Source organism: Nonomuraea sp. NPDC023979 (genome assembly GCF_040639085.1).
In the GTDB taxonomy this organism is placed as follows: domain Bacteria; phylum Actinomycetota; class Actinomycetes; order Streptosporangiales; family Streptosporangiaceae; genus Nonomuraea; species Nonomuraea ceibae.
The window spans coordinates 149,956-163,120 of record NZ_JBEZZG010000012.1 but is presented as its reverse complement, the minus strand read 5'-3'; the positions used below and the strand labels follow the sequence as shown (position 1 = coordinate 163,120).

At 75.2% G+C, this 13,165-nt stretch carries 14 protein-coding genes; 9 read left to right on the top strand and 5 right to left on the bottom strand.

Translation table 11 applies throughout. From position 1 onward, the window contains the following. The first annotated feature begins 43 nt into the window (after window positions 1-43). From AB0G11_RS22520 to AB0G11_RS22510, 3 genes are read left to right on the top strand one after another with little or no spacing between them, the layout of a single operon-like run. Complete coding sequence (locus AB0G11_RS22520; protein WP_357587934.1) at window positions 44-1,093, top strand: FAD-dependent monooxygenase; 1,050 nt, start codon at window positions 44-46, stop codon at window positions 1,091-1,093. Between the two features lie 33 nt (window positions 1,094-1,126). Next, the gene (locus AB0G11_RS22515) at window positions 1,127-3,862 is read left to right on the top strand and encodes an AAA family ATPase (protein WP_357587932.1); all 2,736 of its coding nucleotides are present in this window, start codon (window positions 1,127-1,129) and stop codon (window positions 3,860-3,862) included. A 13-nt stretch (window positions 3,863-3,875) separates the two neighbouring features. Continuing rightward, window positions 3,876-4,211, top strand: coding sequence for a cupin domain-containing protein (locus AB0G11_RS22510; protein WP_219510771.1), 336 nt, complete (start codon window positions 3,876-3,878; stop codon window positions 4,209-4,211). A 12-nt stretch (window positions 4,212-4,223) separates the two neighbouring features. Here AB0G11_RS22510 and AB0G11_RS22505 read toward each other — a convergent pair whose 3' ends face one another. After that, complete coding sequence (locus tag AB0G11_RS22505; RefSeq protein WP_357587930.1) at window positions 4,224-4,970, bottom strand: class I SAM-dependent methyltransferase; 747 nt, start codon at window positions 4,968-4,970, stop codon at window positions 4,224-4,226. Between the two features lie 80 nt (window positions 4,971-5,050). On the opposite strand from AB0G11_RS22505, the gene AB0G11_RS22500 reads away from it, so the two are divergent. After that, the gene (locus AB0G11_RS22500) at window positions 5,051-5,932 is read left to right on the top strand and encodes an alpha/beta fold hydrolase (RefSeq protein ID WP_357587928.1); all 882 of its coding nucleotides are present in this window, start codon (window positions 5,051-5,053) and stop codon (window positions 5,930-5,932) included. On the opposite strand, the gene AB0G11_RS22495 is transcribed toward AB0G11_RS22500, so the two are convergent. Then, window positions 5,895-6,644, bottom strand: a complete 750-nt coding sequence (locus AB0G11_RS22495) for a TetR/AcrR family transcriptional regulator (RefSeq protein ID WP_357587926.1) — start codon at window positions 6,642-6,644, stop codon at window positions 5,895-5,897. The genes AB0G11_RS22500 and AB0G11_RS22495 overlap by 38 nt on opposite strands. A gap of 80 nt (window positions 6,645-6,724) precedes the next feature. On the opposite strand from AB0G11_RS22495, the gene AB0G11_RS22490 reads away from it, so the two are divergent. Both AB0G11_RS22490 and AB0G11_RS22485 read left to right on the top strand, forming a co-directional pair. Further along, the gene (locus tag AB0G11_RS22490) at window positions 6,725-7,675 is read left to right on the top strand and encodes an ATP-binding cassette domain-containing protein (RefSeq protein ID WP_357587924.1); all 951 of its coding nucleotides are present in this window, start codon (window positions 6,725-6,727) and stop codon (window positions 7,673-7,675) included. Continuing rightward, window positions 7,672-8,490 carry an ABC transporter permease gene (locus AB0G11_RS22485; RefSeq protein ID WP_219510761.1) on the top strand — a complete coding sequence of 273 codons (819 nt, stop codon included), beginning with the start codon at window positions 7,672-7,674 and terminating at the stop codon, window positions 8,488-8,490. The genes AB0G11_RS22490 and AB0G11_RS22485 overlap by 4 nt, the downstream gene beginning before the upstream one ends. A 154-nt stretch (window positions 8,491-8,644) precedes the next feature. Here the strand turns inward: AB0G11_RS22485 and AB0G11_RS22480 are convergent, their stop codons facing one another. Continuing rightward, window positions 8,645-9,520, bottom strand: a complete 876-nt coding sequence (locus AB0G11_RS22480) for an NAD(P)-binding domain-containing protein (RefSeq protein WP_219510759.1) — start codon at window positions 9,518-9,520, stop codon at window positions 8,645-8,647. Between the two features lie 49 nt (window positions 9,521-9,569). Here AB0G11_RS22480 and AB0G11_RS22475 point away from each other — a divergent pair, with 49 nt between their 5' ends. Beyond that, window positions 9,570-9,980 carry a MerR family transcriptional regulator gene (locus tag AB0G11_RS22475; RefSeq protein ID WP_219510757.1) on the top strand — a complete coding sequence of 137 codons (411 nt, stop codon included), beginning with the start codon at window positions 9,570-9,572 and terminating at the stop codon, window positions 9,978-9,980. On the opposite strand, the gene AB0G11_RS22470 is transcribed toward AB0G11_RS22475, so the two are convergent. Both AB0G11_RS22470 and AB0G11_RS22465 read right to left on the bottom strand, forming a co-directional pair. Beyond that, on the bottom strand, window positions 9,964-10,587 hold the full coding sequence (locus AB0G11_RS22470) for a response regulator transcription factor (RefSeq protein WP_219510755.1): 624 nt from the start codon (window positions 10,585-10,587) through the stop codon (window positions 9,964-9,966). The genes AB0G11_RS22475 and AB0G11_RS22470 overlap by 17 nt on opposite strands. Continuing rightward, window positions 10,584-11,732, bottom strand: coding sequence for a sensor histidine kinase (locus AB0G11_RS22465; protein ID WP_357587922.1), 1,149 nt, complete (start codon window positions 11,730-11,732; stop codon window positions 10,584-10,586). The genes AB0G11_RS22470 and AB0G11_RS22465 overlap by 4 nt, the downstream gene beginning before the upstream one ends. 183 nt (window positions 11,733-11,915) lie before the next feature. On the opposite strand from AB0G11_RS22465, the gene AB0G11_RS22460 reads away from it, so the two are divergent. Together AB0G11_RS22460 and AB0G11_RS22455 are read left to right on the top strand one after the other, a co-directional pair. Further along, a complete protein-coding gene (locus tag AB0G11_RS22460) occupies window positions 11,916-12,437 on the top strand; it encodes a heme-binding protein (protein ID WP_219510752.1) in 522 nt (173 codons plus the stop codon). 118 nt (window positions 12,438-12,555) lie between these two features. Further along, window positions 12,556-13,149, top strand: a complete 594-nt coding sequence (locus tag AB0G11_RS22455; protein ID WP_357587920.1) for an ankyrin repeat domain-containing protein — start codon at window positions 12,556-12,558, stop codon at window positions 13,147-13,149. Window positions 13,150-13,165 lie beyond the last annotated feature (16 nt).

The following is a 13,165-nucleotide window of genomic DNA, read 5'->3' as shown; positions in this document are numbered from 1 at the left end:
CGCTCGACACAACCACCACAAACGTGGTACCACATTTGGGGTGATGAGAATGAGGAAAGCCGCCGTCGTGGGAGCCGGGGTCGGCGGGCTGACGGCCGCCATCGCCCTGCGCCGCATCGGCTGGGAGGTCTCGATCTTCGAACGCTGGCCGCGCATCGTCGCCGAGGGCACGGCTCTCGGCATCCGGCCCGACGCCCAGGCCGCCCTGGCGAGCCTCGGCCTGGGCGAACGGCTGCGCGAGCGCACCGTCCCCTACCGGCACGCCCGCATCCGCACCCCCGACGGCCGCCACCTGGCCGACCTGCCGCTGGAGCGCATCGAACGGCGCGGCGGAGCGCCCGTCCGCATGCTGTCGCGCGTGTCGCTGATCGAGATGCTGGTCGAGGAGGTGGACCCGGCGACGATCAGCACCGGCGTGGAGATCACCGACCCCGCCGCGCTGCGCGACTCCCACGACCTGGTGATCGGCGCCGACGGCGTGCGCAGCGCGGTGCGCCGGGCGTTCTTCGCCGCCCCCACCCGGCCCCGCTACGCCGGCATCGTCGCCTGGCGCGGCGTCGTCCACGGCTTCGAGCCGCAGGACTACGGCGAGACCTGGGGGCGCGGGCAGATGTTCGGCATGACGCCGCAGTCCCCCGGCGTCACCAACTGGTACGCGCCCGTACGGACCCCGAAGGGGGTGCGCGAGACCCTCGGCGACCTGCGCGCCCGCTTCGCCGGCTGGCACGACCCGATCCCGCGCGTGCTCGCCGCCGCCGAGGCGGACGCCGTGCTGCGGCACGAGGTCCACGACCTCGCCCCGCCGCTGCCCTCGTACGTGACCGGCAACGTGGCCCTGCTGGGCGACGCCGCCCACGCCATGACCCCCGCGCTCGGGCAGGGCGCCTGCCAGGCGCTGCTCGACGCGGCCGCGCTGGCCGCCTGCCTGCGCGACCACCCCGGCGACGTGCCCGGGGCGCTGCGCCTGTACGACGCCAGGCGGCGTCCGGCGGCCGAGCGGATGGTCACCGCCTCGCGCTGGATGACGCGCCTGGCCGGAGCGGGCCGCCTGGCCGGGCCGCGCAACGCCCTGATGCGCCTGGGGAGGCGGTGAACCCGGTTCGCGAAGAATGCCAGGATGGGGCGCATGGGCGCGGGGGAACTGCACGGGAGAAAGCCCGAAGAGGACACGATCGCCGAGCTGCTGACGGCGGCCCGGGGCGGCGCCAGCTCGGCGCTGGTGCTGCGCGGCGAGGCGGGCATCGGCAAGACGGCGCTGCTCGACCACGCCGCCGCCACCGCGGGCGACCTGCGGGTGGTGCGCGGCACGGGGGTCGAGTTCGAGGCGGAGCTGCCGTTCTCGGGCCTGCAACTGCTGCTGCGCCCGGCGCTCGGATCACTCGGCGCGCTGCCCGGCCCGCAGCGCGCCGCCCTGGAGGGGGCGTTCGGGCTCGGGCCCGCGACGGGCTCCGAACCGATGCTGGTGGGGCTGGCCGCGCTCTCCCTGCTGGCCGAGCACGCGGGTGAGACGGGGCTGCTGTGCCTCGTCGACGACGCGCAGTGGCTCGACCGGGCGTCACGGGACGCGCTCCTGTTCGCCGCCCGGCGCCTGCACGCCGAGGGCATCGTCATGATCTTCGCGGCGCGGGACGGCGAAGGCTCCTTCCCCGCCCCCGGCCTGCCCGAGCTGCGCCTGTCCGGGCTGGCCCCGGAGGCCGCGGCGGCCCTGCTCGACCGGCATCCGCTCGCGCCCGCCGTCCGCTTCCGGCTGCTCGCCGAGGCGGGCGGCAACCCGCTGGCGCTGCTGGAGCTGCCGATCGCGCTGGCCGCCGAGGGCGGCAGCGCGTTCGCGCCGGGCGCGCTGCCCCTCACCGGCCGCCTGCAACTGGCCTTCCACGGCCAGGTCAGCCGGATGCCCGCGGCCTGCCAGAGCCTGCTCCTGGTGGCGGCGGCCGACGAGACCGGCGAGCTGGCCGTGATCCTGCGTGCCGCCGCCGAGCTGGGCGCCACGGTCGAGGACCTGTCCCCCGCCGAACGGGCCGGCCTGGTGGTGCGCGGCGACGCCGACGGCACCGTGATCCGCTTTCGCCATCCGCTGATCCGCGCCGCCGTCCACCAGCGCGCGCCGCTCGGCGAACGCCTCGCCGCGCACCGCGCGCTCGCCGCCGCGCTCGGCTCGCCCGAGCACGCCGACCGCCGCGCCTGGCACCTGGCGGCGGCCGCCACCGGCGCCGACGAGGAGGCCGCCGCCGCCCTCGAACGCACCGCCGCCCGCGCCCGCGAGCGCGGCGGCCACGAGGCGGCCGCCGCCGCGTACGAGCGGGCCGCCCGGCTGAGCGCCGACCCCTCCGCCAAGGCCCGCCGCGAGGCCCTGGCCGCGGAGGCGGCGCTGGAGGCCGGCGACATGGACCGCGCCCGCGCCTTCGGCGACCGCGCGACCGGGCCGGACAGGCCGCCGGCGGTCCGGGCGCGGATGGCGCAGGTGCGCGCGCTCGCCGACTTCTGGCAGGGCGCCTACCCGGCCGCCCACCGGCTGCTGCTCGACGGCGCCGGTCTCGTCCGCGACACCGACCCCGGCCAGGCCGCCACGCTGCTCGTCCAGGCCGTGCACACCGCCTGGTACCTGGGCGAACAGCAGCTCGCCGGCACGCTGGACCGGCTGGCCGCGCTGCCGCTGGACGACGCGGACCCGCTCGCGCCCGTGGGCCCGTACCTGGTCCATCTCGACCCGCTGGGCCGGCTCGACCGGGGCCGGGCCGGCGGGCCGCCGCCGCTGGCCGGCACGCTCGCCGCGATCCGGCGCCGGGGCGAGGTCCCCGGCCAGGTGCTGATGATCCTCTGCGGCGCGGCGCTCGTGCTGGGCCAGGACTCCGACGCCTACGAGCTGGCCACCGCCCTCGCCGCCGAGCAGCGGGACCGGGGCGGCGCCGGGCGGCTGCCCACGGTGCTGTTCTTCGTGGCCGAGGGCGAGGTGTTCACCGGGCGGCACCGCGACGCGCTCGCCACGGCCGCCGAGGCCCTCCGGCTCGCCCGCGACACCGGCCAGCAGCAGTGGGTCAGCCAGTTCAGCAGCGTGCTCGCCTACCTCGCCGCCGCCGAGGGCGACGAGGCGGCCTGCCGGAGCCACGCCGAGGCGGGGCTGGCCGGCGCCACAGCCGGGGCCGTCTCCCCCGGCGCGCCCTGGGCGCACTGGTCGCTCGGCCTGCTCGACCTGGGCCTCGGCCGCGCCGAGGCGGCGCTGGCCCGCTTCGAGCGCCTGACCCGCGAGCCGATGCGCCACCACATCTGCGCCACCCGCTCCACCCCCGACCTCGTGGAGTCCGCCGTACGGGTGGGCGCGCCCGAACGCGCCGCCGAGCCGCTGGCCCGCTTCGAACGGTGGGCCGAGACGGTCCGGCAGCCGTGGGCCGACGCGCTCGTCCTGCGCTGCCGCGCGCTGCTCGCCGACGACGACCGGGCCGAGGCGCTCTACACGGCGGCACTCGAACGCCACGACCAGGACGGCCGCGCGCTGGAGTACGCCAGGACCGCGCTGCTCCACGGCGAGTGGCTGCGCCGGGCCAAGAGGAAGGCCGAGGCGCGCGGCTCGCTGAGCGACGCCCTGGAGGTCTTCGACCGGCTCGGCATGCGGCCGTGGGCCGCCCGCGCCCGCGCCGAGCTGACCGCCACCGGCGCCCAGGCCGCCGAGCAGGCCGAAGGCGCGGCCTCCGCGCTCACCCCGCAGGAGCTGCAGATCGCCCGGCTGGCCGCGCGGGGCCTGTCGAACCGCGACATCGCCGCCCAGCTCTTCCTCAGCCACCGGACGGTCGGCTACCACCTGTACAAGGCCTACCCGAAGCTCGGCATCGTCTCCCGCGGCGAGCTGAAAGATCTGGACCTGTGAGATCGTGGACCTCATGGAGGTACAACCCGGGCAGGTGCTCCCCGTGGACGTCGAGACGGTCCCGCCGTACGAGCTGGCTCCCGGCGTGGTCGTGCGGACGCTCCCCGGCATGCCGGGCATCCGGACGTGGGTGATCGACCTCGCCCCGGGGGCCGAATGGCCTGACGTGGACGTCCACGAGACGTACGGCGAGGCGTACTTCGTCGTCAGCGGCGAGCTGATCGAGGGCGAGCGCACCCACGGCCCCGGCACGTACGTCGCCTTCGGGCCGCGCACCAGCCACCGGCCCCGCACCGAGACCGGCGTGCGCGCCTTCGGCTTCAACTACGACGAGCGCCCCGGCGCCTAGCGGCCCGCGCGTTCAGGCGATCAGGAGGCGCAGGCCGAGCTCGGCCGCGTCGAGGCCGAGGAGCTCCCGGTTGCGTTCGGCCCAGCGGCCGGAGGCGACGTCGTCGCGCAGGGCGCGCACCGTGCGCCGCTCGGCCTCCGGCCCGACCCTGGACCAGACCGACATCCCGCGACGGACCCGCTCGTCCAGGTACGCCTCCGGCCGCCGCCAGTAGGCCTCGAAGAAGCCGTCGGCGCAGTCCCACGGGATCGGCACCGGCTCCGTGCGGGCGCCGATCGCGCCGGCCAGTTCGGTGATCGCCGGGCGGCCGGTCAGCAGGCCGGCGACCTCCGGCAGGTAGTCGCGCGTGAGCCAGAACCGCCGCAGCCATCCGCCCTCGCTGGTGTCGTGCGTGAACACGACCACGCGCCGGGCAACCCGCCGCATCTCGCGCAGCCCGGCGATCGGGTCCCGCCAGTGGTGGACGGAGGAGACGGTCATCGCGGCGTCGAAGGACCGGTCGCCGAACGGCAGGCTCTCCGCCGACCCGGCCAGGCACGGCGCCGCGTCGGGGGCGCGCTGCGACCGCATGAGCGCCGACGGCTCCACCGAGACGACCCGGCGGTCACGGGGCTCGTACGAGCCGGTGCCCGCCCCGACGTTGAGCACGGTCCTGGCGTCGCCGAGCGCTGCCAGGATGCGCTCGGCGACGCGGGGGTCGGTGCGCCGCGTCGCGGTGTAGGCGGCTCCGATGGTGTCGTACAACTGCGTGCCGGACATCAGCCCTGCCTCTCCCCGCTGGTCCCGCCATTGCACCACAGCGGGGGCGAACCGCGGAGCCCCCGGTTGACCTTGACACGGTGACAAGGGCTTCGCTGGGCGGCATGACCGCGATCTACAAGTCCGAGGCGGGCGGGCGCGAGCTCCGGGAGCGCTACCTGCGGGAGCTGGCGGCGTGGCCGGTGCCCGCCGAGCACGTACGGGTGCCGACGCGCGAGGGTGAGACGTTCGTGCTGGTGTCCGGCCCCCGGGACGCGCCGCCGCTGGTGCTGTTGCACGGCTCGGGCGCGAACGCGTCGATGTGGCGCGGGGACGTCGCCACCTGGTCCCGGCACTTCCGCACGTACGCCGTCGACCTCGTCGGCGAGCCGGGGCTGAGCGCGCCGTCACGTCCCGCGCTGGGCTCCGGAGCCGTGGCCGCCTGGCTGGACGACGTGCTGGACGGGCTCGGGCTCACCGGCGCCGCGTTCGCGGGCACGTCACTCGGCGGCTGGACGGCCCTGGACTACGCCGTCCGCCGTCCGGAGCGGGTGACGCGCCTGGCCCTGCTGTGCCCCGGCGGCGTGGGGCGGCAGAAGGTCGGCTGGGTCGTCAGGGCCGTGCTGTCGCGCACCCTGTCGCGGCGCGGCGGGGTGCGCGAGTCGGCGATGGCGGTCGCCGGGCTGGACGCGGAGCGGGACCGGGAGGCGCTCGACTCCGTCGTCCTGACGTTCACGCACTTCAACCCGCGCAGGGAGCGGCTGCCGGTGTTCCCCGACGAGGCGCTGCGCGGCCTCGCCATGCCGGTCCTCGTGATCGCCGGGGACCGTGACGCGATGTTCGACTCCCGGGGGACCGCCCGGCGGATCCGCCGGTGCGTCCCTCGGGCGAGCGTGAAGCTGCTTCCCGGCGCCGGTCACGCGATCTTCGGCCAGGCCGCGTCGATCACCGGGTTCCTGGCCGGGGATCGCCGGCCGGCGTAGACGGGACGGCCGTGGCGATGCAGTCGAGGACCCGCCTGAGCCCGTAGCGGAACTGCTCGTCGCGGCTCAGGTGCGGCTGGCGCGCCTCCGTCACGATCTTCGTGAAGATCGGGTACTGCCCGCTCTTCACGAGCTGGTCGATGTACGGGTAGCTGCGCGCCATCCACTCCGACTCGGTGAGCCCGCTGAGGCGGAACTCCCTGGCCGAGCTGATCTCCTCCCGGACGGTACCCTCGACGTAGCTGTTCAGCAGGCCCACGAGGCTGAGGTTCTCGTCGATGGGGACGAAGGGGTCGAGCACCCCCATCAGCCGTTCGATCAGGAGCAGCTGGTTGGGCCCGAAGCTGGGCAGCGACCGCTGCACGGCGGCGATCCACGGGTGGCGCAGCCACATGGCCCGCAGCTCGCCGGCGTAGCGGGTGAGGTCGGCCCGCCAGTCGCCGGAGGGCAGGCCGGTGACGTCGATCTCGCCCATCAGCCGGTCGGCCATGAGCTCGATCAGGTTGTCGCGGCTAGGGACGTAGCGGTAGAGGGACATCGCCCCGGCGCCGATCTCGGCGGCGATCCGCCGCATGGTGGCGGCCTCCAGCCCTTCGGCGTCGGCGATGCGGACGGCCGCCTCGGTGATCTGGGCGCGGCTGTAGGCCGGCTTCGGCCCCCGGGCGGGGCGCTCGGGCCGCATCCAGATGTTCACGTACTCGGTGTCCGCCACCGTCACACCTCCTTGTTGCGTACATAGTACCCAGTGGCTTAGCCTGGCCGACATAACCGCGTACAACGTACCCAGTGGAGGTGTCCGTGTCTGATCCCATCGTGGTCGCCGAAGGGCTGCGCAAGTCCTTCGGCGACACCCACGCCCTGCGGGGCCTGGACCTGAGCGTCCCGAGAGGAACGGTCTGCGGCCTGCTGGGGCCCAACGGCGCCGGGAAGACCACGGCGGTGCGCATCCTGGCGACCCTGTCCGCCCCCGACGCCGGGCACGCCCGCATCGCCGGCCACGACGTCGTCCGCGAGGCCGCCCAGGTGCGCGAGCGGATCGGGCTCGCGGGCCAGTACTCCGCCGTGGACGAGAAGCTCACGGGCCGGGGCAACCTGCGCATGTTCGGGCGGCTCTACCACCTGCCACGGCGCCAGGCGCACCGCCGGGCCGACGAGCTGCTGGAGCGCTTCGGCCTGACGGAGGCCGCAGACCGGCCGGTCGGCGGCTACTCCGGCGGCATGCGGCGCCGCCTCGACCTGATCACCTGCCTCATCCTCCGCCCCGACGTGCTCTTCCTGGACGAGCCGACCACCGGCCTGGACCCGCGCAGCCGCGGCGAGATCTGGGACAGCGTCCGCGAACTGGTGGCCGACGGCACCACGGTGCTGCTCACCACCCAGTACCTGGACGAGGCCGACCGGCTGGCCGACGACGTCGCCGTCATCGACCACGGAAAAGTGATCGCCACCGGCACCCCGGACGAGCTGAAGGCCACGATCGGGGACCGCCTCGACGTCGTCCTCGAAGACCCCGCCACGCGGCCCGCGGCGGCCGCCGTCCTGAACGCCCTGGCCGGCGCCGAGCCCGCGACGGCCGGCGCCGACCGGCTCAGCGTCGCCCTGCCCGCAACCGGCCTCCGGCTCGCCGACATCGTGCGCGACCTCGACCGCGCCGGGGTCGCCGTCGCCGACGTGAGCCTGCGCCGCCCCACCCTCGACGAGGTGTTCCTGCGTCTCACCGACCGCAAGGAGCCCGTCCGATGACCGCGATCCCCGTGCCGCTGGACCGCCTGCGCTGGACGCTCACCGACGGCCTCACCCTCGCCGGCCGCGAGCTGAGCCGGTTACGGCAGGAACCCGGGCAGATCGTCGCCGCGCTGCTCTTCCCGGTCGTCATGGTGGTGCTGTTCGGCTACGTCTTCGGCAGCGCCATCCAGGTGCCGGGCGGCGGCGACTACCGCGCGTACCTCATGCCGGGCCTGTTCGCGATGGTGACCTTCACCGCCGTGCAGGGGGTCATGGGGCGGATGGCCGCCGACGCCTCCCGGGGCGTGATGGACCGCTTCCGCTCCATGCCGATGGCCCGGTCGGCGGTGCCGTTCGGCCACAGCGGAGCCGACTCCCTGATCGGCGTGCCGCTGCTGGGCGTCATGGTGGTCACGGGCCTGCTGGTGGGCTGGCGGCCGCAGCAGGGACTGCTCCCCGCCGCCGAGGCGTTCGCGCTGATCGTGCTGCTGCGCTACGCGCTGGGCTGGGTGGGCGTCTACCTGGGCCTGGCGGTGAAGGACGAGCAGGTCGCCGAGGCGATGGTGCCGCTGGGGCTGCCGTTCACGATGCTGTCGAACGCGTTCGTCCCGACGGACGGCATGCCCGCCTGGCTGCGGTTCGTCGCCGAGTGGAACCCGGTGAGCGCGCTCACCGCCGCCATCCGGCGGCTGTCCGGCAGCCCGGGAGCCCTGCCCGGGGACGCGGCCTGGCCGCTCGCGCATCCGGTGGCCGCCGTCCTGCTCTGGTCGGCCGCGCTGCTGGTGATCTTCGTCCCGCTGTCGCTGCGCGCCTACGCGCGCAAAGGACGCTGAACGCCTCATGGAGGAGATCGTGGTCACCGAGAAGGACCGGGACGCGCGGCGAGCTCCGGGCGACGCTGGCCACGCTCCCGGAGGAGGACCCGGGCACCACGGCCGAGATCGCCGCGGCCGCCGGATCCGCCACGCCCGCCGCTGACGCCCCCGGTCAGGCGCCGGGCTTGACGAACTCCTCGATCAGCACCGGATACTGCTCCCCGCCGCGTCCGGCGGCGATCGCGCGGTCGGCCAGCGCCTTGATGAGCTTGGGCAGCTCGGCGTTGATGCCGACCGCCTCGCTCTCCTCGACCAGGTGCGCCATCGCCCGCACGTCGGTCTCCAGGGCCGACACGTCGGCCGGGTAGGAGCCCGCGTCGACCTGCTCGGCATATCCGGGCAGCCAGCCGGCCACCTCCTCGGCGATCATCCGCGTGAACGGCGTGAACGTCGCGGCGTCCACGCCGGCCGTCCTGAGCAGCGCCACGCCCTGGAGCCAGCCGTTCAGCACGCTCCACATCATGGCCAGCCCGGCCACGTCGTACAGCGAGGCCAGCCCGTGGTCCTCGCCCAGGTAGGTGAGGGTGCCGAGCGCTTCGAGGACCGGCCGGTGCGTCTCGAAGTCCTGGTGCGGCCCGCTGTGCAGGATCACCGCCCCGGCGGTCCCGATGGACGGCGGGATGGCCATGACGGCGCCGTCGAGGTAGCGGGCGCCGCGCTCCCCGGCCCACCGGGCGGTCTCCCTGGCCTGGGCCGAGTCGCCCGACGTCAGGTTGACCAGCGTGGCGCCGTCCAGGTCGGCCGTGGCCAGCAGCTCGCGCACGGCCTGGTAGTCGGTGAGACAGATGATCGTCAGCGGGCTCGCCTTGATCGCGTCGGCGGCAGTGGGGGCCAGTCGCGCCCCCTCGGCGACCAGCTCGCCGGCCTTGGCCGCCGTGCGGTTCCACACGGTGGTGGGGTGCCCGGCCCTGAGGAACGCCCCGGCCAGCGCCCGGCCCATCAGCCCGAGCCCGAGAACGGTAACGGAAGAGGTGGTTTCGTTGTTCATGCCAGCATCGTCAACGTTGATACCGGTATGAAGGTCAAGTGAGGGTGCGATGCGGATCGGGGAACTGAGTCGCCGGACGGGCGTCAACGCCCACCAGCTGCGCTACTACGAGGCCCAGGGCCTGCTGGAGGCCGAGCGCGGGTCCAACGGCTACCGCGAGTACGACGAGGACGCCGTGCTGCGGGTGAAACAGATCCGCCACCTGCTCGGGGCCGGGCTGTCGTCGGAGGACATCGCCTACCTGCTGCCGTGCGCGGCCGGCGAGGAGCCTGAGCTGCTGGGCTGTCCCGAGCTGCTGGACGCCATGCGGGCGCGGATGCGGCGGCTGGAGGACCAGATGGACCGCCTCGCCCAGTCGCGCGACGCCCTGGCCCGCTACATCGTCGCGGCCGAGCGCACGAGCGCCGACAGCTACCCGCCCTTCCACGGCGCGGGCCTGGCCGTCACGGGAGTCGGATGAGACGCCGCTCGACGGCGGCGGTGACGGCGGCCGTGCGCGTGTCGACGCCGAGCTTGCCGTAGATGTGCACCAGGTGGGTCTTGACCGTCGCCTCGGTGATGAACAGCCGCCTGGCGATCTCCCGGTTGCCCGCCCCGCTGGCCAGCAGCTCCAGGATCTCCACCTCACGGCCGCTGAGCGCGGGCGCGGGCTCGCGCATCCGCCGCAGCATCCGCGTCGCCACCTTGGCCGACAGCACCGTCTCGCCGCGCGCCGCGGCCCGGATGCCCTGGAACAGCTCCTCCGGCGGGCAGGCCTTGAGCAGGTAGCCGGTGGCCCCGGCGTCGACGGCCCGCATGAGGTCGGCGTCGGTCTCGTACGTGGTCAGGACCAGGACCTGCGGCGGCGGGGACAGCTCGCGGACCCGCCGGGTGACCTCGACGCCGTCGATGCCGTCGCCGAGCTGCAGGTCCATGAGCACGACGTCCGGCCGCGCGGCGGCGATGCCGCGCAGCGCCTCGGCCCCGCCCTCGGCCTCGCCGACGATCTCCATGTCGTCCTCGCCGGACAGCAACGCCACCAGCCCCGCCCGCACCACGGGATGGTCGTCCACCAGGAACAGCCTCATCGCTCCCCGATCCTGCCGGGCACCCGGGCGGCGACCGCCGTCCCCTCGCCGGGCGCGCTCTCGACGGTCAGCACGCCGCCCACCTCCGCCAGCCGGTCGCGCATCGCCCGCAGCCCGAAGCCCCGGCCGGGGGCCGGGACCGGCTCGGCGAACCCGGTCCCGTCGTCGAAGACGTCCAGCGTCACCTCGCCGTCGAGGTAGGACAGGGTCACGGTGGCGGTGCGGGCGCCGGAGTGGTCGCGGACGTTGGCGAGCGCGCCCTGGGCGACCCGCAGCAGCGCCGCCTGCACGTCGGGCTCCAGCGGGTACGGCTCGCCCTCCAGCCGGAAGCGGACCCGGGCCGCGCCCGCCTCGCTCTCGCCGAGGTGGGCCAGCGCCTCGGGCAGCGTCACGTCGACCAGGCCCGGCGGCTGGAGGTCGCGGACGAACCGGCGGGCCTCGTCGAGGTTCTGCTCGGCCGCCGCGGCGGCCCGCCGGACGTGGGCGCGGGCCCGGTCGGGGTCGGCCGTCCACATCCGGTCGGCCGCCTGCAGCAGCAGGCCCATGCTGGTCAGCCCCTGGGCGAGCGTGTCGTGGATCTCCCTGGCCAGGCGCTCTCGCTCCTCCAGGACACCGGTGCGGTGCCGCGAGTCGGCCAGCGTGCCGCGCGTGCGGATCAGGTCGTCGATGAGGAGTTGCCGGGCGGCGCTCTCCCGCTGGAGCTCCCAGAAGATCACCGCGGTCATGGTGGCGATGCCGATCGGCGCGAGGATGAGGCTGGGGTCGATCTCCCGGGCGATCTTGAGCTGGGCCGCGATGACGATCAGCGTGAGCGTCGCGGCGGCCACGGCGAACCCCCGCGCGCTCAGCAGCCGCAGGCACACGAACAGCAGCGGGACCGCGCACCAGCTGAACGACGGCGCGAGCACCACCAGCGCCAGCCAGATCACGGCCACGCAGCCGAGCCACACCAGCCGGCCGTGCCCGAGCCGGCCCCAGAACACGATCCCCACCGCGTACGCCACCGCGAGGACGCCGCAGACGACCAGGGCGGCGACGGTCTGCGCGACCAGCCCGTGCCGCGACACCAGCCGCAGCGCGGAGGCCACGAGCAGCAGGTAGAACCCCACGTGCATGGCCCAGTTGAGCCACGTGCGCTCCCTCATCACCCCTCCCCGTCCGCTCATCTTCCGACGTTATCCCCTGTGGTCGGAGGGCGGATCAACCGATCGGTTGACCGGCGGCCCGGCCGATCGGCGCGCGGGGATCGTCCGTCCTCGCGATGGCGGCGGGCCCGCCCGGCGGCAGGCTGGGACCGCAAGCTTCACCCGCTGACCTTGGGAGACCTGATGACCGGATCGTTCCGTACCCGCCTGATCGCCGGCGCCGTCACGGGGCTCGCGCTCCTGACCGCCGCCCCCTCCCCCGTCCAGGCCGCCGCGCCCGCCCCCGCCGTCGTCCAGACGGGTACGCTGTCGGCCGGCGCCGCGCTCAAGGTCGCCGACGCCGCGCTGAAGGAGGCCGCCAAGCTGAAGCAGCGCGTCACGGTGGTGATCGTGGACCGGTCCGGCGCGACCCGGCTGGTGCTCAAGGGCGACGGCGCGGGCCCGCAGACCGAGGAGTCGGCCCGGCGCAAGGCGTTCACCGCCGTGTCCTTCGGCCGGGCGACCAGCGAGCTCGCCAAGGGCCTGACCGGCTCCGGCCCGAACATCGCCGACATCCCGGGCACCCTGTTCCTGGGCGGCGGCGTCCCCCTGGCCTCCGGCGGCGCCCCCGTCGCGGGCATCGGCGTCGGCGGCGCCCCCAGCGGCGAGATCGACGAGGCCATCGCCCTCGCCGGCGCCAAGGCGGTCGCCGGGCAGCTCGGCTGAACCGCCCTCCGACGTGCAGGATGATGGGATGAGGCGCCGGACGATTCTGGCCTGCGGGATCGGGCTGCTGCTCGCGGCCTGCGGTTCCCGGACGCGAGACGGTGTGAAAGGAGACAACGTGCTCAACGAGGAACTACGGGCCGCCGCCGCGCGCGGTGACGCCGCAGCGGTGCGCGACGCGCTGGCGTCCGGAGCCGACGTCGAGTCCCGTGACGGGCAGCGCCGCACCGCGCTGCTGCTGGCCGCCGCGGCCGACCACGTCGAGGCCGCCAAGGTGCTCGTCGCCGCCGGGGCCGACCCCGACGCGCAGGACGCCAGGCAGGACACCCCGTGGCTGGTCACCGGCGTGACCGGGAGCGTCGAGATGCTGCGGGCGCTCCTCCCGGCCGGCCCCGACCTGACGATCCGCAACCGCTACGGCGGCGTCTCCCTCATCCCCGCCTGCGAGCGCGGCCACGTCGACTACGTGCGCGAGGTGCTCAAGACCGGCATCGACGTCGACCACGTCAACGACCTCGGCTGGACCGGGCTCCTGGAGGCCGTCATCCTGGGCGACGGCGGCCCCGCCCACCAGGAGATCGTCCGCCTGCTCATCGCGGCCGGCGCCGACGTCGACCTGGCCGACCGCGACGGCGTCACCCCGCTCGCCCACGCCGTCGCCAAGCAGCAGACCGAGGTGGCCGCCCTGCTGCGCGAGGCCGGGGCGCACTGACGCCGCCCGGGCCCGC